This is a genomic window from Pseudomonas sp. S36, assembly GCF_016647875.1.
Lineage (GTDB): Bacteria > Pseudomonadota > Gammaproteobacteria > Pseudomonadales > Pseudomonadaceae > Aquipseudomonas > Aquipseudomonas parafulva.
Window position 1 is genome coordinate 62,344 of record NZ_JACVVG010000012.1, and the last position, 21,586, is coordinate 83,929.

19 protein-coding genes are annotated in these 21,586 nt (G+C 65.3%); 9 read left to right on the plus strand and 10 right to left on the minus strand.

The annotated features are described in order from the left end of the window. Window positions 1-40: 40 nt before the first annotated feature. From IAE36_RS09355 to IAE36_RS09365, 3 genes are all read right to left on the minus strand, one after another. Complete coding sequence (locus IAE36_RS09355; protein WP_201211996.1) at window positions 41-619, minus strand: YceI family protein; 579 nt, start codon at window positions 617-619, stop codon at window positions 41-43. Between the two features lie 33 nt (window positions 620-652). Continuing rightward, window positions 653-1,204 carry a cytochrome b gene (locus tag IAE36_RS09360; RefSeq protein WP_028631914.1) on the minus strand — a complete coding sequence of 184 codons (552 nt, stop codon included), beginning with the start codon at window positions 1,202-1,204 and terminating at the stop codon, window positions 653-655. Between the two features lie 208 nt (window positions 1,205-1,412). Beyond that, a complete protein-coding gene (locus IAE36_RS09365; protein WP_201211998.1) occupies window positions 1,413-3,302 on the minus strand; it encodes a flavin monoamine oxidase family protein in 1,890 nt (629 codons plus the stop codon). 207 nt (window positions 3,303-3,509) lie between these two features. Between IAE36_RS09365 and IAE36_RS09370 the strand changes: the two genes are divergently transcribed. Together IAE36_RS09370 and IAE36_RS09375 are read left to right on the plus strand one after the other, a co-directional pair. Next, entirely contained in the window at window positions 3,510-4,916 is a 1,407-nt protein-coding gene (locus IAE36_RS09370) for an adenosylmethionine--8-amino-7-oxononanoate transaminase (RefSeq protein ID WP_201212000.1), read from the plus strand. A gap of 65 nt (window positions 4,917-4,981) precedes the next feature. Further along, window positions 4,982-5,701 carry a 16S rRNA (uracil(1498)-N(3))-methyltransferase gene (locus IAE36_RS09375; protein WP_028631917.1) on the plus strand — a complete coding sequence of 240 codons (720 nt, stop codon included), beginning with the start codon at window positions 4,982-4,984 and terminating at the stop codon, window positions 5,699-5,701. Here the strand turns inward: IAE36_RS09375 and trhA are convergent. From trhA to IAE36_RS09410, 7 genes are read right to left on the minus strand one after another with little or no spacing between them, the layout of a single operon-like run. Then, on the minus strand, window positions 5,698-6,315 hold the full coding sequence (gene trhA, locus IAE36_RS09380; RefSeq protein ID WP_028631918.1) for a PAQR family membrane homeostasis protein TrhA: 618 nt from the start codon (window positions 6,313-6,315) through the stop codon (window positions 5,698-5,700). The genes IAE36_RS09375 and trhA overlap by 4 nt on opposite strands. 52 nt (window positions 6,316-6,367) lie before the next feature. After that, on the minus strand, window positions 6,368-6,862 hold the full coding sequence (locus IAE36_RS09385) for a chemotaxis protein CheW (protein WP_201212002.1): 495 nt from the start codon (window positions 6,860-6,862) through the stop codon (window positions 6,368-6,370). Further along, entirely contained in the window at window positions 6,855-11,804 is a 4,950-nt protein-coding gene (locus tag IAE36_RS09390) for a hybrid sensor histidine kinase/response regulator (protein ID WP_201212050.1), read from the minus strand. Before IAE36_RS09390 ends, IAE36_RS09385 begins: the two co-directional genes overlap by 8 nt. Before the next feature lie 14 nt (window positions 11,805-11,818). Continuing rightward, a complete protein-coding gene (locus tag IAE36_RS09395) occupies window positions 11,819-13,843 on the minus strand; it encodes a methyl-accepting chemotaxis protein (RefSeq protein ID WP_328822859.1) in 2,025 nt (674 codons plus the stop codon). 47 nt (window positions 13,844-13,890) lie between these two features. Further along, window positions 13,891-14,445 (minus strand): chemotaxis protein CheW, encoded by a 555-nt coding sequence (locus tag IAE36_RS09400; RefSeq protein WP_028631922.1) that lies wholly within the window; start codon window positions 14,443-14,445, stop codon window positions 13,891-13,893. Beyond that, window positions 14,442-14,807: a twitching motility response regulator PilH gene (gene pilH, locus IAE36_RS09405; RefSeq protein ID WP_060480741.1), complete on the minus strand. Its 366-nt coding sequence runs from the start codon at window positions 14,805-14,807 to the stop codon at window positions 14,442-14,444. Before pilH ends, IAE36_RS09400 begins: the two co-directional genes overlap by 4 nt. Window positions 14,808-14,854: 47 nt before the next feature. Beyond that, entirely contained in the window at window positions 14,855-15,271 is a 417-nt protein-coding gene (locus IAE36_RS09410) for a response regulator (protein ID WP_028631924.1), read from the minus strand. A 239-nt stretch (window positions 15,272-15,510) separates the two neighbouring features. Here IAE36_RS09410 and gshB point away from each other — a divergent pair, with 239 nt between their 5' ends. The 7 genes from gshB (at window position 15,511) to IAE36_RS09445 (ending at window position 21,422) form a co-directional block, all read left to right on the plus strand. Then, window positions 15,511-16,464, plus strand: a complete 954-nt coding sequence (gene gshB, locus IAE36_RS09415) for a glutathione synthase (protein WP_201212006.1) — start codon at window positions 15,511-15,513, stop codon at window positions 16,462-16,464. 110 nt (window positions 16,465-16,574) lie between these two features. Further along, entirely contained in the window at window positions 16,575-17,477 is a 903-nt protein-coding gene (locus tag IAE36_RS09420; protein ID WP_201212008.1) for an energy transducer TonB, read from the plus strand. Window positions 17,478-17,561: 84 nt separating this feature from the next. Next, window positions 17,562-18,131 (plus strand): YqgE/AlgH family protein, encoded by a 570-nt coding sequence (locus IAE36_RS09425; protein WP_028631928.1) that lies wholly within the window; start codon window positions 17,562-17,564, stop codon window positions 18,129-18,131. Continuing rightward, window positions 18,131-18,568 carry a Holliday junction resolvase RuvX gene (ruvX, locus tag IAE36_RS09430; protein ID WP_028631929.1) on the plus strand — a complete coding sequence of 146 codons (438 nt, stop codon included), beginning with the start codon at window positions 18,131-18,133 and terminating at the stop codon, window positions 18,566-18,568. The genes IAE36_RS09425 and ruvX overlap by 1 nt, the downstream gene beginning before the upstream one ends. A 50-nt stretch (window positions 18,569-18,618) precedes the next feature. Continuing rightward, on the plus strand, window positions 18,619-19,137 hold the full coding sequence (gene pyrR, locus IAE36_RS09435; protein ID WP_028631930.1) for a bifunctional pyr operon transcriptional regulator/uracil phosphoribosyltransferase PyrR: 519 nt from the start codon (window positions 18,619-18,621) through the stop codon (window positions 19,135-19,137). A gap of 12 nt (window positions 19,138-19,149) precedes the next feature. Next, a complete protein-coding gene (locus IAE36_RS09440) occupies window positions 19,150-20,154 on the plus strand; it encodes an aspartate carbamoyltransferase catalytic subunit (protein WP_060480747.1) in 1,005 nt (334 codons plus the stop codon). Continuing rightward, window positions 20,151-21,422 (plus strand): dihydroorotase, encoded by a 1,272-nt coding sequence (locus IAE36_RS09445; protein WP_201212010.1) that lies wholly within the window; start codon window positions 20,151-20,153, stop codon window positions 21,420-21,422. The genes IAE36_RS09440 and IAE36_RS09445 overlap by 4 nt, the downstream gene beginning before the upstream one ends. Window positions 21,423-21,586: the final 164 nt, after the last annotated feature.

The window sequence follows — 21,586 nt, forward strand, 5'->3', positions numbered from 1 at the left end:
GGGCCGCTTAGCGGCCCCTTTCTCATTCAACGCACAGCTATTACTTCTGCTTCACGCCTTCAACACTGATATCCAGATCCAGGGTCTGCGAAGTCGGGCCTGGGCCTTTGATACCGAAGTCGTTCAGGTTAAGGGTAGTGGTGGCATTGAAGCCTGCGCGCTCGCCGCCCCATGGGTCCTTGCCCTCACCATTGAAGGTGGCCTTGAAGGTGACCGGCTTGGTCACGCCATGCAGGGTCAGGTCGCCGGTCACGTCAGCGGTTTTTTCACCCGTGGACTTGACGCTGGTGGAGACGAACTTGGCATCCGGGTATTTCTTCACATCCAGGAAATCGGCGCTGGCGATGTGCTTGTCACGCTCGGCATGGTTCGACCACAGGCTGGCGGTTTTCAGGTCGACGCTGATCTTGCTGGCTTCAGGCTTGGCGCTGTCCCAGCTGAAGTTGCCGTCGAAGTCCTTGAACGTGCCGTGAATGAAGCTGTAGCCCAGGTGGCTGATCTTCCAGTCAACGAATGCGTGCTGGCCTTCCTTGTCGATCTTGTACTCGGCAGCCATGACCTGGCCGGCGGAGAGCAGAGCGGTACCGAGCGCCAGAGCGGCAAAAGTCTTTTTCAACATCGTCACTTCCTTCCTTTGCAATTGAGTTGAGGATCAAGCTTTGCGGCCCAGCATGCGGGTGAGGGTCGCGTCACGGTCAATGAAATGGTGCTTGAGTGCAGCAAGGCCATGCAACCCCGCGAAGATCACCACGCCCCACGCCAGCCACAGGTGTACCACCCCAGCCACGTCGGCCTGGTCCGGCAGGTTGCTGACCAGTGCAGGCACTTCGAACAAGCCGAACACCGGAATACCAACGCCATCGGCGGTGGAGATCAGGTACCCGGCAGTCATCAGCGCAAACAACCCCAGGTACAGGCCCAGGTGCCCAAGCTTTGCAGCCACCCGGGTAAGCGGGCCGTGGCTGGCAGGTGCCGGTGGCGGTGGGCTGACGAAGCGCCACAGTACCCGCAGCAGCATGACGGCTAACAACACCAGGCCGATGCTCTTGTGCAGGTCAGGGCCTGCCTTGCGCCACGGGCTGTAGTAGTCGAGGCCGACCATCCAGAGGCCCAGACCGAACAACCCGAAAACGGTGAGCGCCACGCCCCAATGCATGACCATACTGACAACGCCGTAGCGTGAAGGTGAATTGCGCAGTTGCATGATGACTTACTTCCCCGTGAAAGCTGTGCACAGACTAGCGCGAAACGTATCGAATAAAAGCGGAAAAAATTGCTATGGATTATCGAGAAATCCGATAGCAATTGTTACGAGCCGTTATTAAGGAAACGTTAACGGAAGGCGTTGAATGACGGCTGCCAGCGCCGGCCCATCGCCGCTCACGGGCGATGGCACCGGCGCTGTCTGCAGGTCAGCCCGCTTTGGCCTGGGTATCAGTCACTGCTTTCTTCGCAGGTGCTGCCTTGGCGGGGGCCTTTTTGGCGTCAGCAGGCTTGTGGGCCGGCTTGTGTGCAGGGGTGTGCTTGGCGGGCGCCGGCTTGCTTGCGGCAGGCTTGGCCGCAGCTGGCTTGGCAGGCGCGGGCTTGGCCACCGGTGCGGGCGCCGGCTGCGCGGGCGCAGGGGCAGGTGCTGGCGCAGCCTCAGGGGCTGGAGCCGGCGCTGGCGCTACTTCATCCGCCTTGGCAGCTGGCTCGGGTGCTTTGTCGCCACCGCCGAACAGCCGCGAGAAGAAGCCTGGCTTGCCCTGCTCGGCCTTGTCAGCAGGTTTTGCGTCTGCCTTGGCCGGCGCCTTGTCCGCTGCATCGGCCTTGTCGGAGGAGCCACCGAACAGGTTGGAGAAGAACCCACCCTTGCCCTGCTTGGCTGCAGCAGCACCGGCAGCCGCCGTGGCGGCCACTGGCGCTGCCTTGATCGGGTCGAACGACTTGCCGGCCAACAGGTCCTGCACCTGGCTGGCGGCCCGCTGGCCGCTGCGCAGGGCACCTTCCAGGGTGCCAGGGTACAACGCATCGGTATGCTCACCGGCAAACGCTACGCGCTGCACCGGGCGCTCCCACAGCCGCCAGTACTTGCTGATCTGGCCCGGGCCATAGGCCAGGTACGCGCCGCCGGTACCCACATCTGCGCTGTAGCGCTTCACTTCGTATCCGGTAAAGGCGCCACGGGCCTGCGGGTAGAAGGCATGCAGGCGGATCAGCACTTGGTCGGCCATCTGCTTGTCGCCGAAGGCCTGCAACAGGCGGGCATTATCACCCGACAGGTTGATCACCACGTTGGCACCGCCTTTCAGGGCCGGCTCGATCCACAGCATGCCCAGGCCAGTGTTGCTATAGATTTCGCCCGACATGCGCGCGCGGCTTTCCCACACCGGCTTCTTGAATTTGAGCATCAGCTGGTCGCGCCAGCCGTAGTTGGTGCCCTTGATCGCCGCCAGGTGCTGGTTGTCCAGGCCGGGGGTCATCTGGATCTTGGCCAAGGCACGCAGCGGCACGGCCATCACCAGGTAGTCGGCACGGTAGCCCACGCTGCCCACCTTCACGGTCACGCCGTCCTTGTCCTGCACGATGGCGGTGACTGGCGAGCTGGTCTTGATGGTTTTCAGTTGCTTGACGAAAGCCTGGGCCAGTACCGGGCTGCCGCCTGGCAGGCGTGCCGCGCGCAGGTCGCGGTCGCTCACATCACGGTACACGCGGTTCTGCTGGGCGAAGTACAGCAGCGACAGGCGCGACGGCTCGTCGTAACGGGTACGGATCTGCTGGTTGACCAGCTGGCGGGCGGTGGCGGGCAACTGCAGCTTGTCCAGCCAGGAAGACACGGTGATCTGGTCCAGGGCGAACAGCGTGCTGGTCGCCTGTGGCTTCAGCGGGTCGTCGATGGAGCGCGCCAGGTCATCGACGGTTTTTTCGTAGCGCTTGAGCGCCTCGGCGGTGGCCGGCTGCTTCACGGCAAGGTCGGCGGCACTGAAATATTCGCCATCGATCAGGTAGCCAGGAGTACGGACAAACTCGGGCGCGGGCAACGTGTCGAGCTTGAAGCGGTCCAGGTACTGGTTCAGTACCGGCTGCGCCTTGGTATTGCCGATCCATTCGCTGGTGGCCAGGCCCGAACGCCCGCCCATGCCAGGCTTGGCTTCCAGCACAGTCACCTGCCAGCCTTTGTTCTGCAACTCGTAAGCGGCCGTGAGGCCCGCCATACCGCCGCCCACCACAATCGCCGTGGGCGTCTTGTCACTCGCCAGCGCGGCGCCGCTGGACACACCAATCAATACCAGCGCGCACAGGCGCACCCAAGCAGCAGCCATATCGGCAAACTCCGAGTCAGGGGTTACAAAAACGGGGAGAGGCGGAATGCCCCGAGAGAGGCGCTAGAATACGTCAGCGCCGCAAGGCCTGCCAGCGTGGTGATATCAAGTGCTTCAGGTAAATCACTTTTTCTGTCGGGTTGTCCTGCACCGCGCCTTTGCTTAGGCTTACCCGCCGAACCACGCCGCAAACCAGGAGAAGTGCCCATGGGCCTCAACGATCAGTGGATGCAACGCGACCTCAAGGTGTTGTGGCACCCCTGCACGCAGATGAAAGACCACGAGCACCTGCCCCTGATACCGATCAAGCGCGGCGAAGGCGTATGGCTGGAAGACTTCGAGGGCAAGCGCTACCTGGATGCGGTGAGCAGCTGGTGGGTGAACGTGTTCGGCCACGCCAACCCGCGCATCAACCAGCGCATCAAGGACCAGGTGGACCAGCTGGAGCATGTGATTCTGGCGGGCTTCAGCCACCAGCCGGTGATCGAGCTGTCCGAGCGCCTGGTGGCCATGACCCCGGCCGGGCTCGACCGGGTGTTCTACGGTGACAACGGTTCGTCGTGCATCGAAGTGGCGCTGAAGATGAGCTTCCATTACTGGCAGAACGTCGGCAAACCGGACAAAAAGCGCTTCGTCACCCTCACCAACAGCTACCACGGCGAAACCATTGCCGCCATGTCGGTAGGTGATGTGCCGCTGTTCACCGAAACCTACAAGGCCTTGTTGCTCGATACCCTCAAGGTGCCGAGCCCCGATTGCTACCTGCGCCCCGAGGGCGTCAGCTGGGAAGAACACTCCCGCACCCTGTTCGCCGTCATGGAACAGACCTTGGCCGAGCACCACGCCACGATCAGCGCGGTGATCATCGAGCCGCTGATCCAGGGCGCGGGCGGCATGCGCATGTACCACCCGGTGTACCTGAAACTGCTGCGCGAAGCCTGCGACCGCTACGACGTGCACTTGATCCATGACGAGATCGCCGTCGGCTTTGGCCGCACCGGCAGTATGTTCGCGTGTGAACAGGCCGGCATCCGCCCCGACTTCCTGTGCCTGTCCAAGGCCCTGACCGGCGGTTACCTGCCGCTGGCTGCCTGCCTGACCACCGACAAGGTGTACCAGGCGTTCTACGACGACTACTCGACCCTGCGCGCGTTCCTGCACTCGCACAGCTACACCGGCAACCCGCTGGCCTGTGCAGCGGCCCTGGCCACCCTGGATATCTTCGAACAGGACAACGTGATCGAAGCCAACAAGCCCCTGGCCAAGCGCATGGCCACGGCCACGGCGCACCTCGCCGACCACCAGCATGTGGCGGAGATACGCCAGACCGGCATGGCACTGGCCATCGAGATGGTCCAGGACAAGGCCGGCAAGGTCGCCTACCCGTGGCAGCAGCGCCGTGGCCTGAAGGTATTCGAGCATGCACTGACCCGCGGCGCCCTGCTGCGCCCGTTGGGCAGCGTGGTGTACTTCCTGCCACCGTACGTGATCACGCCAGAGCAGATCGACTTCCTGGCGGAAGTGGCCAGCGAAGGCATCGACATTGCCACCCGCGACAGCGTCAGCGTTGCCGTACCGAGCAACTTCCATCCCGACTTCCGCGACCCCGGCTGACAGCGCTCGGGGGCAATGCCCTCCTCCGCCACCCGCCCTGTGCCCCTTTCATCAGAGCCTGACCCATGAGATTGTCCCGCTTCTTCATCGACGCCCCCCTGAGCATCGGCGAGCACGACCTGCCCGAAGCCCAGGCCCACTACATTGGCCGCGTACTGCGCATGGCCCCCGGCGATGCCGTGCAATTGTTCGATGGCAGCGGCCAGGAGTACCGCGGGCAGCTGCTGGAAGTGGGCAAGAAGACCGTGCGCGTCACCCTGGACCAGGCCGTTTCAGGCCAGGCCGACTCCCCCTTGCAGGTTCACCTGGGCCAGGGCCTGTCACGGGGCGAACGCATGGACTGGGCGATCCAGAAGGCCACCGAACTGGGTGTCAGCCAGATCACACCGATTGTCAGCGAACGCTGCGAAGTGCGGCTGAAGGACGAGCGCGCCGACAAGCGCCTGGCCCACTGGCGCCAGGTGGCGATCAGCGCCTGCGAGCAATGCGGGCGCTCCACGCTACCTGTCATTCACCCCCCTCAGACGCTTGCGGACTGGCTGGCCAACACCGCAGCCGACCTCAAGCTGGTATTGCACCCGGTGGCCGAACCACTCGCAAGCCATGCCAGGCCCGCTACCCTGGCCTTCCTGATCGGCCCAGAGGGCGGCCTGAACGACCACGAAGTCGAGCAGGCAAAGGCGGCCGGTTTCCAGGCCGCACGCCTTGGGCCGCGTGTGCTGCGCACCGAAACCGCTCCGGTGGTGGCACTGGCCGTGGCGCAGCAACTGTGGGGCGACTTCTAACGCACGTAGAACGAAACCGCCACGAAGTGCATGAGGCTGCCGGCGATCACGAACAGGTGCCAGATGCCGTGCCAGTGACGGAAGCGCCGGTCGAAGGCGAAGAAGATGATACCCACGGTATAGAACACCCCGCCTGCGGCCAGCCAGGCAAACCCGGCGCTGCCCAGCGTATGCAGCAGCGGGTTGACCGCCACTAGCACGATCCAGCCCATCACCGCGTAAATGATGATGGACAGCACCCGCGCTTCGGAGCGTGGCTTGATCTCCTGCAACATGCCCAGCACGGCCAGCCCCCACACCACGCCAAACAGGCTCCAGCCCCAGGGGCCACGCAGGCTCACCAGGCAGAACGGTGTGTAACTGCCGGCAATCAGCAGGTAGATGGACAGGTGATCGAGCTTGCGCATGATCACCTTCGCCCGCCCACGGGTGCTGTGGTAAAGGGTGGAGATGCTGTACAGCAGCAGCAGCGTGCCGCCGTAGATCGAGAAGCTGACGATCTTCCACGGGTCGCCTTGCAGCCCCGCGCTGACGATCAACCAGATGGCACCGATACAGGCCAGAACCGCACCCACCAGGTGGGTCCAGGCATTGAAACGTTCACCGTAATACATGTGCTAGAAGACCTTTCATCAAGCGGCAAGTTTCATGCGCCAAGCGGGTCGCTCAGTCATCCAGGCTACTGGACCGGCCTAGCTTGCCGCTGCGCTGGGCATCACGTACCAGGCGCTCCAGCCCTACCAGGTCGGGTACCCGGGCAACCTGGTCGCCCACCTGCACGGCTGCCAGTTCCAGCGGGCTCAACGGTACATCCACGTAGTTGAGCTGGCTGTCGAGCTTGCACGAGCGCGGGATGCCCTGCAGCAGCAATGCCAGGTAGCGCAGGCCCGTGTCGCCCAGAGCATTGAGCACCACCACGCGTGCACGGTCGCCACATGGGGTCTCGGTGCCGCATGCGGCCTCGAAGCCAATCAGCGGCAGCCGCTGCTGACGCCAGTCCACCCAGCCCAAGTGCCAGGGCGGGTCCCCACGCTGGCACACCAGGTTGCGCTGCCCGCTCAGTTCCGCCACGGCCACGTTGGGCAGCACCAGGGTGCGGTCACCCAGGGTCAGCAGCAGGCCGGTCAGGCTGCTGCGCTGCCCGGCGATCAATTCAAGCATGGGGCTGGCTCCAGTGGGCAATGCTTTGCAGCAGCAGCGACTCCTGATACGGCTTGCCCAGGTACTCGTTGACGCCGATGGCCATGGCACGGTCGCGGTGCTTTTGGCCGGTGCGCGAGGTGATCATGATGATGGGCAATTGTTGCATGCGTTCGTCACGGCGAATGCGGGTGGCCACTTCGAACCCGTCCATGCGCGGCATTTCGATGTCCAGCAGCAGCACGTCGGGGCGATGCTCTTCAAGCAGGGCCATGGCGTCCACGCCGTCCTTGGCGGTGATCACACTCATGCCATGGCGTTCGAGCAGGCGGCTGGTGACCTTGCGCACGGTCACCGAGTCGTCCACCACCATCACCAGCAAGGCCTTGCGCGGTGCCGGGCCCAGCAACTGCAACTGCGGTACGCCACCCGGCAGCCGCGCCAGGCGCCGCTGCTGGCCGCGCAACTGGCCAAGCAGGTCCAGAATCAGCACCACCCTGCCATCGCCCAGCAATGTCGCCCCGGAAAGGCCGGCGACCGCAGCAAACTGCGGCCCCAGGCTCTTGACCACGATCTCGCGGCTGGGCGACAGGCTGTCGACCTGGATCGCGAACGACTGCTCCTGGGAATGCACCAGCAGCACCGGCAACGGCACGCTCTGCCCCAGCAGGGCCGGGCGTGCACCGCCCTGCAGCAGTTCACCCAGGTAACGCAGCTGGTACTCGTGGCCGGCGTACACATACTGTGGCGGTTCTTGCTCGTAGCACGCTGCCAGCTCGGCGGGCGGTACGCGCACGATGCCCTCGATGGTGTTGAGCGGGATGGCGTACTGCTCATCGCCCAAATGCACCATCAGCGCACGGTTGATCGACACGGTGAACGGCAGGCGGATCAGAAACCGCGCGCCTTTGCCCGGCGCCGATTCGATGCTCATCGAGCCACCCAGTTGCTTGACCTCCTCGTGCACCACATCCATGCCCAGCCCGCGCCCGGAAATCTGCGTGATTTTCTCGGCGGTGGAAAAACCGGGCCGCAGGATGAACTGCAGGATCTCGTGGTCGCTCAACTGTGCCTGCGGGTCGAGCAGGCCACGTTTGATCGCCTTCAGCCGTACGGCTTCCAAGGGCACGCCGGCGCCGTCATCGGTCATCTCGATGACAATGTCGGCGCCTTCGTGCAGCAGGTTCAGGTGGATGGTGCCCTGCTCAGGCTTGCCGGCTGCCAGGCGGGCTGCCCGGCTTTCCAGGCCGTGGTCCACGGCATTGCGCAGCATATGCTCCAGCGGCGCCACCATGCGCTCGAGCACACTGCGGTCCAGTTCGCCCTCGGCATTGCCCACCACCAGTTCCACATGCTTGCCCAGCTCGCTCGCCACCTGCCGCACCACCCGCTGCAAGCGCGGCACCAGGCGCTCGAACGGCACCATCAGAGTGGCGGTGAGGCCCTCCTGCAACTGGCTGTTCACCCGCGCCTGCTGCTGCAACAGCCCGTAGGCTTCCTGGGCGCGCTGGGCCATGGTCTCCTTGAGGTCGAGCAAGTCGGAGGCGGATTCGAACAAGGCCCGGGACAGCTGCTGCAACTGCGAATGGCGGTCCATTTCCAGCGGGTCGAAGTCGTCATAGATGTCGCTTTCAAGCTGCTGACGGCTGGAAATACGCCCCTGGGTTTCGATATCCAGCCGCAACAGCTGGTCGCGCATACGCTCCAGGGTGGTTTCCATTTCGTTGAGGGTGAACTGGGCATCGTTCACTTGCTGCTCGATACGCCCACGAATGACGGAGTGCTCACCGGCCAGGTTGCCCAGGTCGTCCAGCAGCTCGGCATCGACCTTGACCATGTCGCCCGGCGCGCGCTCCGGGGCAAGCGCGGGCCCCTCGCTGCTCAACGCTTCGACCGGCCCCTGGCGCGCTGCGTTATCGGCCAGGGCGGCACTGCTGAAATTGCGGATATAGTCGATCAGTGCCGTGGCGGCATGCAGCGGCTGGCCAAGGCGCACGGCGTCAAGCATCTGCGCCAGGCGATCATGGCAATTTTGCAACAGGGCGAACAATGCCCCGCCAGGTGGCAGGCGGCCTGCGGCCAGCAGCTCGTACAGAAACTCCAGTTCATGGGCCAGGTCACCGATGGGGCCGATCTCGACCATGCGCGCAACACCCTTGAGGGTGTGCAGGTCGCGCATCAGGTTGTCCACCTCGGCACTGTTGCGCGGGTCCGCCTGCCAGCGGGCCAGTGCGGCGGCGGCACTCTCGACGATATCCGAGCTTTCTTCGAGAAAGACCTCGAGCAACTCTTCGCCGGGCTTATCCGGGCCCTGAGGCGGCAACTGCGATGGCTCAGCCAGTACCGGCGCAGGCACCTGCCCAAGGCCGAGGGCATCGCTCAGGTCCATGTCCGGGTGCAACGGGGTGACCGTGTCCAGGCCGACCAGGCCGGTGGCATCCGGCGCCAGGCCTTCGCCCAGCAGGTCACGCAGGCTTTGCACCAGCTCCAGGCGGGCGACCACGTCCTGGCCGGCCGCCAGTTCGTCCAGCATGTCGAGCAACGCTTCGTGGGCCTGATGCGCCTGGGCGAAAAAGCGCGGGTCGGCCGGCAGGCTGCCCTCTTCCACGGCGCCGTACAGGTCGAGCAGCGCCTCGCACACCTCGTCCACCTGCCACAGGTCGGCCTGGTGCGCGGCATGGCCAAGCTGGGTCATTTCGTCCAGCAGGGTTTCGAGCCCGTCTCGCTGGCCGGGCTGTTGCTGCCAGCCAGACAACAGCGCTTCGGCATCCATCAGGCTGTCCATGGCCTGGCTCAGAAACGCGGCCACCGCCTGCGGGTCACGGGAACGTCGCCGCGTGGTCGGCAAGCTGGCGTGGGCGCCAGCCAGGCGTTCGTCCACCGCTACGCCCACCTGCTCGATCAGCGCGGTAGCGCCCGGCAAGGGTGCCAGGGGGCTGCTGCCCAGTTGCGCCAGGGCCTGCAGAAACAGGCCGTGGGCCGCGTGCAGCCATTCAACCTCGGCGGCCTGCAGGGGCAATTGGTGGCCTTTGTATTCACGTACAAGCCGGTCGAAAGCCGTGGCCAGCTCGGCCACGGGCATCACCCCGGCCATGGCAGCGCTGCCCTTGAGCGTATGCAAGGCTCGCTGCAAGGCATCGCTGACCGGCACGTCGGGGCCCACTGCGCTGTGAAGAAAACCTTCAATGCTGGCCAGGTGACCCTGGGCTTCGCTGCGGAAGATCTCCAGCAACTGCGGGTCCAGCCCATCGACCTTGGCCGCCCCGGCAGCCTTGCCTTCAGCCAGGGCGTGCAAGCGCCCGGCCAACTGCTCGATCTCGGTCAGTTGCGGCAACTGGCCCGCAGCAAAGTCGGCCAGCAGGTCCGGCAGGTGAACGAACGCCTGCTGCATCGCCAGCTGGCTTTCCGGCCCCAGCACGCCACGGCCTTCCAGTACGCGGTTGAGCAGGTGCTCGGCCCCCCAGGCCAGCTCGGCAATTGCCTCGGCATGCACCATGCGGCCGCTGCCCTTGAGCGTGTGCAACGCCCGGCGCATGTCCAGCAAGGCTTGCCGCTGCTGGTTGTCGGCACGCCAGCGCAGCCAGTGCCGCTCGATTTCCGGCAGCAGTTCACCGGCCTCCTCAAGAAACACCTCGCGCAGCTCATCGTCCACGCCATCGCCGTCAACACGGCCAACAGGGGCATCCTGGGCTTGCTTGCAGTGCACGCCCAAGGCGGCCAGGCTGGCGCGCGCCATGTCGATGAAGGGCTGGCCGTCGGCCAGGGGGTCGGCCACGCGCCATTGCAGGTAGCCCTCGGCAGCGCTCAGGGCATCGGCCAGCTGCGCCAGCTCGTCGGCAGGGGGCTCGGCTTCCAGGTGCTGCAACCAGCCTTGCACGTAGCTGGCGCTGCCTTCGAACAGTTCGGCGGCGGCCGGCAACATCAGCATCGCCAAGGCGCCACGCACCTGCTGCAGCAACCCCGGCAGGGCCTGCAGGCGCTGCCGCGGCCAACCCGATTCCAGGCAATCACCGATCAGGTCCTTGGCCTGCTGCAGCACGTTCAGCGACTCTTCAAACACCACCTGACGGATCTCGGCCAGGTCTGAACCTGGCAGGCCGCCGTGGCCGCTTTCTTCCAGGGGCCCGACCATGCCGTTCAGGCTGGCCTCGACATACAGCAACGCGCCGGCCACATCCATCAGCACACTGTCGTCCGCCGCTTGCCCGCCCTGGGCCAGGCCCTGCAACGCCAGCACCTGGTCGATGATCACCCGCCGAGGCTGCTGAAAACCCAGCACAGCCAGGGTATCGGCAACGTGGCGCAGCGGCGCCAGCAACCCGTCGAGCTGTTCGCTGTGCTCACGGTCGCTGCGCACGAACTGGTCCAGGCGCTCCTTGATGCGCATCAGGTCGTCACACAGCGCGCTTACCACCGAACGCAGCGCATCGCGCCCCGGCCCGGCCTGTACCTGGTCGCGCCAGTTAGCCAACGACAGGTCGAGGTTGGCGAGGTCGTCGGGCCCGGCGAACCGCTGCGCGGCGCCGCCGATCAGGCTGCCTTGGGCCACAGGCTCGGCGCCCCGGCAGGCGCGCAGCTGGTTGAGCAGCGGGATCATCACCAACGGCAGGTCGTGGCGCGCACCCCGTAGCCGCTCCAGGTACGACGGCAGTTGCTCCAGGCCGCGGAACAACACACCCAGGCAGTCCCCGCGTGGGCTGACCTGGCCGTCGGCAAGCGCCCTGGCGAGCAGCTCCAGCTCTTCGGCCAGGCGGGTTGCACCGGGCAGTTCAAGCATGTGCAGGCAGCCATGCACCTGGTGCAGGTTGTCCACCACGAAGGCCATCATGGACAGGTCGCCGGGTTCGCCGGCAAAGCGTTCCAGCGCCTGGCGTGCCTGCCCTAGGCAGTCAAGCAGGGCAGGCTTGGCCCAGGCCAGCGCCACCGTATCGTGACGGGCCGGGCTTGCAGCAGCACCAGACATGGGCATGGGCATCCTCACTGGGGCTCGGCAGGCGGCGGCAGCGTGAAGCCCGACACCGACCGGCGCATTTCGCTGGCCATGCGCGCCAGGTGGCGGATGCTGTCGGCGGTCGCACCGGAGCCTGCGGAGGTTTGCGCGGTAATCTGCTGGATCACCGCCATGGTATGGGATATCTGCCCGGCCGAAGACGTCTGCAACTGGGCTGCGTCGGAGATGCTGTGGATAAGGTCGGCGAGGTTCTGCGACACGCCTTCGATCTCGGCCAGCGCCACCCCGGCGTCCTGTGCCAGGCGGGCACCGCGCACCACCTCGGCAGTGGTCTGCTCCATGGAGATGACAGCTTCGTTGGTGTCGGCCTGAATGGTGCGCACCAGGGCCTCGATCTGCCGGGTGGCCGAAGAGGAGCGTTCGGCCAGGCGCTGCACCTCGTCGGCGACCACGGCAAACCCGCGCCCGGCCTCGCCGGCGAGGGAGGCCTGAATGGCAGCGTTGAGGGCCAGGATGTTGGTCTGGTCGGCAATGTCGTCGATCAGGCTGACGATGTCGCCAATTTCCTGGGAGGACTCACCCAGGCGCTTGATGCGCTTGGCCGTGTCCTGGATCTGCTCACGGATGTTGTTCATGCCGTCGATGGTGTTGTGCACCACCTCGTTGCCCTTGTTGGCGATGGCCACCGAGCGCTCGGCGACCTTGGCCGACTCGTAGGCATGGGCCGACACCCGGTCGATGGATTCGACCATGTCGCCTACCGCCTCGGACGCTTCGCTGATCTGCTCGGCCTGCTGCTCGGAGGCCTTGGCCAGCTGCCGTGCGGTGTTCTGGGTATCCTGCACCGCCGCTGCCACCTGTACCGCGCTGTGGTTGATGGTAGCGACCAGGTCGCGCAGCTGGTCCACGGAGTAGTTGATCGAGTCGGCAATGGCGCCGGTGAAGTCCTCGGTTACCGAGACGTTGACGGTGAGGTCGCCGTCGGCCAGTTCCTCGATTTCGTCCAGCAGGCGCATGATCGCCTGCTGGTTGCGTTCGTTCTTTTCAGCCGTCTCGCGCAGCTGCCGGTTGGTGGTGCGCACCATCACCAGGCCGATGAGGATGATCGACGCCAGCGCCAGCAGGCCCAGGGCATAACCGCCAACGGTATCCAGGGTGCGGCCGCTGGCCAGGTTCTCGAACCCGTTGGCCAGGTGCGAAGCTTCGTCCAGCAGGGTTTGCGACAGGCTGAAGATATTCCCGGCAGCCTCACGCACCTTGAACAGCTCAGGCGAGGTTTCGAGAATTTCATCCACTGAGCCTGCCACGAACTGGAACAGTTCGGCGATATCGGCCAGGCGGGCACGGGCATCGGCATCCTCGACCCGGGTCACATCGATGCTGGCATCGCCTTTGAGCATGCCTTCGAGCACCTGGCCGAAGCGGCCGGCATCGCGGCCGAATGCATCAGCCGCCTGGGCCGCAGCATCGTCACCGGCAAGCACTGTGTTCACCGAACCCAATATGCGCTCGGCCAGCAGCAACTGACGCTGGGCAACGGCAACCTGGCTGGCAGGCGCACCGCTTTTCAGCAGGATTTCGACCACCTTCTCGTACTCCACCTGCAACTGCGGCACCGTTTCGGCAAGCGTTGCCGCCACCTGGTGCAAAGACAGCACGGTCTGCTCGCTGGCCAGGATGGTGTCGGTGCTCTTGCGCAGGTTTTCCCAGTCGTCACGCACCGCCTCCATTTCGTCGCGCACCTTGGGTGGCGCCGGCGGAAGCCCGGTAGCCTTGTCGCCGTGGCGCAGGTAGCCCCAGCGCCGCTCGAAGTCGTTGCGCGCGTCGGACAGCAAGCGGAATGCCAGCGCCTTGCCGGTCGCCGCTTCGGTCGCATTCTTGGCAATGCGCTGGGACAGCACCCGCAGCTCGCCTGCATGGCCGATGTACTGTTTGTCGTAGTTGGACTGGGTGTTGAGGTAGGCGAAATTGGCGAACAGCAGGATGATCGACAGGATCAGGATCAGGAACAGCACGGTGATCTGCGCGATGCTGCGCGTGCGGGGCGTCACGGTGGTGGCGGTGACCGGGGTAGCTGGGTTGTTCACGTTCGCACGTCCTATAACGCCACATCGAGAAAGCCCGGCGCCTGGGCCAGGGCGAAGGGGCTGAAGATTGCCCAGTCACGTGCGCGGTGAAAATGCCCTTGCACGAAGGGGGCGGCCGTTTCGGCGAGGGGGAACGGCGGCGCCAGTTGCAGGCTGTCCAGGGCAAAGTGCTGCAGGCCGAGTACCTCGTCCACCAGCAGGCCGACGAACAGGTCTTCATGGTCCAGCACCAGCACACGCCGCTGCTTGCCCGCCGTAGCGTGGCCCAACCCCAGAAAGCGGCCCAGGTCCATCACCGGCAACAGCCGGCCGCGCAGGTTGGCCACGCCGCACACCCACGGCTGCACCCCCGGCACGCGGCTGCTGCGGGGCTCGCGCAGCACTTCGGCCACTTCACCCATGGGCGCCACGAACCACTGCCCGGCAATGCGAAAACCGATGCCGCTCCATTGCTGCAGGCGGGTGCCTTGGGCGGGCTGGTCGGCGACCAGCAGGCGGCAACGCCGGTCGATGTCCAGCAACAGCTCGAAGGCGGTCAGCGACGCGCCCTGCGGGCGGGTGGTCAAGCGCCCAGCACTTCTTGAAGCTTGGCGATCAGCGCATCCTCTTCCACCGGTTTTATCAGGAAGTCGCGGGCGCCCTGCCGGGTTGCCCAGATGCGGTCGGTTTCCTGGTCCTTGGTGGTCACCACGATCACCGGAATGCCGCAGGTTACCGGGTCCTTGCTGAGCTGGCGGGTCGCCTGGAAGCCGTTCATGCCGGGCATGACGATGTCCATCAGCACTGCGTCGGGCTTGTCTTGCCTGGCCAAGGCCACGCCGTCGGCACCATTGTTGGCCTTGAGCACCTGGTGGCCGTGTTTTTCAAGCCACTCGGTCAAGCGGTACATCTCTGTCGGCGAGTCGTCGACAATCAGAACTCGGGCCATGCTGGCTCCCCATCAGAAAAATAAGACCGTGCCATGGCTGGGCGCGGTCAGGGTGCGTGTTGTGGGTCTGTGGCAGGTTGCTCCACGGCGAACCCGGGCACGTGGGCACGGATCGCCTCGAGCAGTTCGTCCTTGCTGAACGGCTTGGTCAGGAACTGATCGGACCCGACCACCCGGCCGCGGGCCTTGTCGAACAGGCCGTCACGGGACGACAGCAAGATGACCGGGACGTCCTTGAAGGTGCTGTTGTGCTTGATCACGGCGCAGGTCTGGTAGCCGTCAAGCCGTGGCATCAGCACGTCGACGAAGATGATGTCCGGCCGGTGATCGACGATCTTGGCCATGGCGTCGAAACCATCGCTGGCGGTAATCACCTCGCAGCCCACCTCGCCGAGCAACATCTGCGCGGTGCGGCGGATCGTGCGCGAATCGTCGATCACCATCACCTTCAGGGGTTGTTCCATAAACGCCTACCCGTGGGAATTAGCTGCAAGTTGCACGCGTGCGCCACGACAATGGCGGCCCGGAGCAGGGATGCTCGTCGCTTGAGGCTTGTAGCTCAAGGTTTGCAGCTGCATTTTTAGCACAGTACGCAGCCCCGTTCCATCTGCCATGCCCCTTGACCGGCGGCGTCGGCAGCGCCACCCTGAGCCACTTTTCTTTCGATCCATCGCGGCAGCGCGCCGCCAAGAGGAACCACCCCATGAGCGTTCGCCTCGGCATTGTCATGGACCCCATCGCGTCCATCTCCTACAAAAAGGACAGTTCGCTGGCCATGCTGCTGGCTGCCCAGGCGCGCGGCTGGAGCTTGTTCTACATGGAACAGCCCGACCTTTACCTGGGTGCCGGCCAGGCCCGCGCGCAGATGCGCCCGCTGAAGGTATTCGCCGACCCGTCCCGCTGGTTCGAGCTGGGCGAAGAGCAGGACAGCGCCCTGGCCGACCTGGACGTGATCCTGATGCGCAAGGACCCGCCCTTCGACATGGAGTTCGTCTACAGCACCTACCTGCTGGAGCAGGCCGAGCGTGAAGGCGTGCTGGTGGTCAACCGCCCGCAGAGCCTGCGCGACTGCAACGAGAAGCTGTTCGCCACCCAGTTCCCGCAGTGCATGGCGCCAACCCTGGTAAGCCGGCGCGCCGACATTCTGCGTCAGTTCGCCGCCACCCATGGCGACGTGATCCTAAAACCGCTCGATGGCATGGGCGGCGCTTCGGTGTTCCGCCACCGCAAGGGCGACCCGAACCTGTCGGTGATCCTCGAAACCCTGACCCAGCACGGTGCCCAGCAGATCATGGCGCAGGCCTACCTGCCGCAGATCGTCGATGGCGACAAGCGCATCCTGATGATCGATGGCGAGCCGGTGCCTTATTGCCTGGCACGCATCCCGGCCAGTGGCGAAACCCGGGGGAACCTGGCTGCGGGTGGGCGTGGCGAGGCGCGCCCGCTGACCGAGCGCGACCGCTGGATCGCGGCCCAGGTGGGCCCGGTACTGCGTGAAAAGGGCCTGCTGTTCGTGGGCCTGGACGTGATTGGCGAGTCGCTTACCGAAATCAACGTCACCAGCCCGACCTGCATTCGCGAAATCGACGCGGCCTACAACACCGACATCGGCGGCCAGCTGATGGACGCCATTGATCGCCAGCTCAAGGCCCGCTGACCGCGGGCACGAAGTACACGCGCCGAGTGCGGTATGATGCGCAGCCGCTCGCCGGGAGCCACTCACCTGCACAGGCGTGGCTCAAGCTTGACGCTGACCGTGGATAACCGATGACGCTGCCCGCTGACATCCCTGCCGACCTGCTGCCGCCGCGCGTACGCCCGGTGGACCGCCTGGGCTTTACCCTGTTCCTGGCTGCGCTCGTGCACCTGGCGTTGATCCTTGGCGTGGGTTTCAGCGTGGTCAAGCCCGCCCAGGTCAGCCACACCATGGATATCACCCTGGCCACCTTCAAAAGCGAAAAGCCGCCGCAAAAGGCGGATTTCCAGGCCCAGGACAACCAGCAGGGCAGCGGTACGCTGGACAAGAAAGCGGTGCCCAAGACCACCGAACTTGCACCTTTCCAGGACAGCAAGATCAACAAGATCACCCCGCCCCCGGCCGCCAGGCCGGACGTGGCGCCACCGCCCAAGCCGCAAAAATCTGCGGTGGCCACCAAGGCCGCCAAGCCGCAGAAGGTCGAGCCCAAGCCCAAGGAAAGCAAACCCCAGCCCAAGGCAGCGCCGGCTCAAGCGTTCGACAGTTCGCAGTTGTCCAGCCAGATCGCCAGCCTGGAGGCGGAGCTCGCCAACGAACAACAGCTCTATGCCAAACGCCCGCGCATTCACCGGCTCAATGCTGCCTCCACCATGCGCGACAAGGGCGCCTGGTACAAGGAGGAGTGGCGCAAGAAGGTGGAACGGGTGGGCAACCTCAACTACCCCGACGAAGCGCGTCGGCAGCAGATCTACGGCAACCTGCGCATGATGGTTTCGATCAACCGCGACGGCTCGCTGTACGAGGTGCTGGTGCTTGAATCGTCCGGGCAGCCCGTGCTCGACCAGGCAGCACAGCGCATCGTGCGCCTGGCGGCACCGTTTGCGCCGTTTACCGGGGACCTGGCTGAATACGACCGGCTGGAGATCATCCGCACCTGGCGCTTTGCCCGTGGGGACCGATTGTCCAGTAACTGAGCCACGGTCGCTTTGCGTCAGCATCCCCAATCAGCCATGCCCAGCACCTTGTCAGCCTCGCTGCCTGGCGCCACACTATCCCCCATGAAGACCCTCACGCCGAGCTACCTCAAGCACCAGTTCCTGATCGCCATGCCGCACATGGCCGACCCGAACTTCGCCCAGACCCTCACGTACATCGTCGAGCACAACGCCCATGGCGCCATGGGGCTTGTGGTGAACCGGCCGCAGGAGCTGAACCTGGCCGACATCCTCGAGCAGTTGCGCCCGGATGAAGTGCCCGCAGCCAGCACCCTGCAGGTACCCATTTACCAAGGCGGGCCGGTGCAGACCGACCGTGGGTTCGTGCTGCACACCAGCGAGTGCACCTACCAGGCCACTGTCGAGCTGGAGGGCGTGTCGTTGTCCACCTCCCAGGACGTGCTGTTTGCCATCGCCGAGGGCGTGGGCCCGCAAAAAAGCCTGATCACCCTGGGGTACGCCGGCTGGGAAGCAGGCCAACTGGAGGCCGAGCTGGCCGACAACGCCTGGCTCAACTGCCCGTTCGACCCGGAAATCATCTTTGGCCTGGCCAGCGACCTGCGCCTCGAAGCGGCCGCTGCCAGCCTGGGCATCAACCTGCACCTGCTCACCAGCCAGGCGGGGCACGCCTGATGGCCGAACAGCCTGCCGAACCCCGCCTGCTGCTGGGTTTCGACTATGGCAGCAAGCAGATTGGCGTTGCAGTGGGCCAGGTCGTTACCGGCCAGGCCCGCGAACTGTGCACCCTGAAAGCGCAGAACGGTGTGCCGGACTGGGCGCAGGTAGAACGCCTGATCGCCGAGTGGAAACCTGATGCCATCGTCGTCGGCCTGCCCCTGAACATGGACGGCACCCCCAGCGAAATGAGCGCACGCGCCGAGAAATTCGCCCGCCGCCTCAATGGCCGTTTCAACCTGCCCGTGCATACCCACGACGAGCGCCTGACCACCTTCGAGGCCAAAGGTGAACGCATGGCCCGGGGCGGCCAGCGCGGCAGCTACCGCGACAACCCGGTCGATGCCATTGCCGCTGCGCTGCTGCTGCAGGGCTGGCTGGAGGCCAATACCTGATCACTTCTGCTGCCGGCCACCCACCGGCGCACCCTTGCGAGGAGCCTGTTATGAGCCTACCCGATCCCGCCGCGCTGATTCGGCAGATGGCGGTCGACCTGCGTGCCCACCTGGCACGCCGCGGCATCACCGAGCCGCGCTATATCGGTATCCGTACGGGCGGCGTCTGGGTTGCCCAAGCCCTGCAGGAAGCCATGGGCGACGCTAGCCCCATGGGTGCCCTGGACGTTTCGTTCTACCGCGACGACTTCAGCCAGAACGGCCTGCACCCGCAGGTACGCCCTTCCGAGCTGCCGTTCGAGGTCGAGGGCCAGCACCTGGTGCTGGTAGATGACGTGTTGATGAGCGGCCGTACCATCCGCGCCGCCCTGAACGAACTGTTCGACTACGGCCGCCCGGCCAGTGTTACCCTGGTCTGCCTGCTGGACCTGGATGCCGGCGAATTGCCCATTCGCCCGAATGTGCTGGGTGCCACCCTGTCACTGGCGGCCCATGAACGGGTAAAATTGTCCGGACCCGCACCGCTCGCCCTCGAGCGCCAGGACCTCGCCCCCGCTTCCGCCCTTTAAGAGTCCCCCGCGATGACGCCAATCGACGCCAAGCGCCCGCTGCAGCTCAATGATCAGGGCCAGCTGCGCCACTTTCTCTCGCTCGACGGTTTGCCCCGCGAACTGCTCACCGAAATCCTCGACACCGCCGACTCCTTCCTCGAAGTGGGCGCCCGGGCGGTGAAAAAAGTCCCGCTGCTGCGCGGCAAGACCGTGTGCAACGTGTTCTTCGAAAACTCCACCCGTACCCGTACCACTTTCGAACTGGCGGCCCAACGCCTGTCGGCCGACGTGATCAGCCTGAACGTGTCGACCTCCTCGACCAGCAAGGGCGAAACCCTGTTCGACACCTTGCGCAACCTGGAGGCCATGGCCGCCGACATGTTCGTGGTGCGCCATTCCGACTCTGGCGCTGCGCACTTCATCGCCGAACACGTCTGCCCGGAAGTTGCCGTGATCAACGGTGGCGACGGCCGCCACGCGCACCCGACCCAGGGCATGCTCGACATGCTCACCATCCGTCGGCACAAGGGCAGCTTCGAGAACCTGTCGGTGGCCATCGTCGGCGACATCCTGCACTCGCGCGTGGCCCGCTCCGACATGCTGGCGCTCAAGGCGCTGGGTTGCCCGGACATCCGCGTGATCGGCCCGAAAACCCTGATCCCCATCGGCATCGAGCAATACGGCGTGAAGGTCTACACCGACCTCGCCGAAGGCCTGAAGGATGTGGACGTAGTGATCATGCTGCGCCTGCAGCGTGAGCGCATGGCCGGCGGCCTGCTGCCCAGCGAAGGCGAGTTCTACCGCCTGTTCGGCCTGACCACCGCACGCCTGGCCGGCGCCAAACCCGACGCCATCGTCATGCACCCCGGGCCGATCAACCGTGGCGTGGAGATCGAGTCGGCAGTGGCCGACGGCAAGCATTCGGTGATTCTCAACCAGGTTACCTACGGCATCGCCGTGCGCATGGCCGTGCTGTCCATGGCAATGAGCGGGCAAAACGCCCAACGTCAATACGACCAGGAGAACGCCCAGTGACCCTCAGCATTCTCGGCGCACGGGTTATCGACCCTGTCAGTGGCCTGGACCAGGTCACCGACCTGCACCTGGACGGTGGCCGCATCGCCGCCATTGGCCCAGCACCGGCCGGCTTCAGCGCCAGCCGCACGATCCAGGCCGATGGCCTGGTCGCCGCACCGGGCCTCGTCGACCTGGGCGTGTCTCTGCGCGAGCCGGGCTACAGCCGCAAGGGCACCATCGCCAGTGAAACCCGGGCCGCCGTAGCCGGCGGCGTCACCAGCCTGTGCTGCCCGCCACAAACCAAGCCGGTACTGGATACCTCGGCCGTGACCGAGCTGATCCTGGACCGTGCCCGGGAAGCGGCCAACAGCAAGGTGTACCCTATCGGTGCCCTGACCAAGGGCCTGGAAGGCGAGCAACTGGCCGAACTGGTCGCGCTGCGCGACACCGGCTGCGTGGCGTTCGGCAACGGCCTGAAGGAAATCCCCAACAACCGCACCCTGGCGCGGGCGCTGGAGTATGCCGCCACGTTCGACCTGACCGTGGTGTTCCACTCCCAGGACCGCGACCTGGCCCAGGGCGGGCTGGCCCACGAAGGCGCCATGGCCAGTTTCCTTGGCTTGCCGGGCATCCCGGAAACCGCCGAAACCGTGGCCCTGGCGCGCAACCTGTTGCTGGTGGAGCAGACCGGTGTGCGCGCCCATTTCACCCAGATCACCAGCGCCCGTGGCGCACGCCTGATCGCCCAGGCCCAAGGCCTGGGGTTGCCGGTGACCGCCGATGTGGCGCTTTACCAGCTGATTCTTACCGACGAATCGCTGCGCGAGTTTTCCAGCCTCTACCACGTGCAGCCACCGCTGCGCACCGCTGCCGACCGCGATGGCCTGCGCGAGGCGGTAAAGGCCGGGGTGATCCAGGCGATTTCCAGCCATCACCAGCCCCATGAGCGCGATGCCAAGCTGGCGCCGTTCGGTGCCACAGAGCCCGGCATCAGCAGCGTAGAGCTGTTGCTGCCGCTGGCCATGACACTGGTGCAGGACGGCCTGCTCGACCTGCCGACCCTGCTGGCGCGCCTGAGCAGCGGCCCGGCGGCGGCCATGCGCCTGCCGGCCGGGCAGTTGCAGGTTGGGGCTGCAGCCGACCTGGTGCTGTTCGACCCGCAAGCCTCCACCTTGGCAGGTGAGCAGTGGTACTCCCGTGGCCAGAACTGCCCGTTCATCGGCCACTGCCTGCCAGGCGCGGTGCGTTACACGTTGGTCGACGGCCATATCTGCCACGAAGCCTGACCAGCAGCGGCAAGCCATAAGCTGCAAGCGGCAAGCGGCAAGCGGCAAGCGGCAAGCTGCAAGCTGCAAGAAAAAGTCGGCACGGCGCCGAACCGCTTTTTCTTGCCGCTTGCCGCTTAAAGCTTGAAGCTCAGCCAACCCACCCCCATATGAGTCTGCATCAG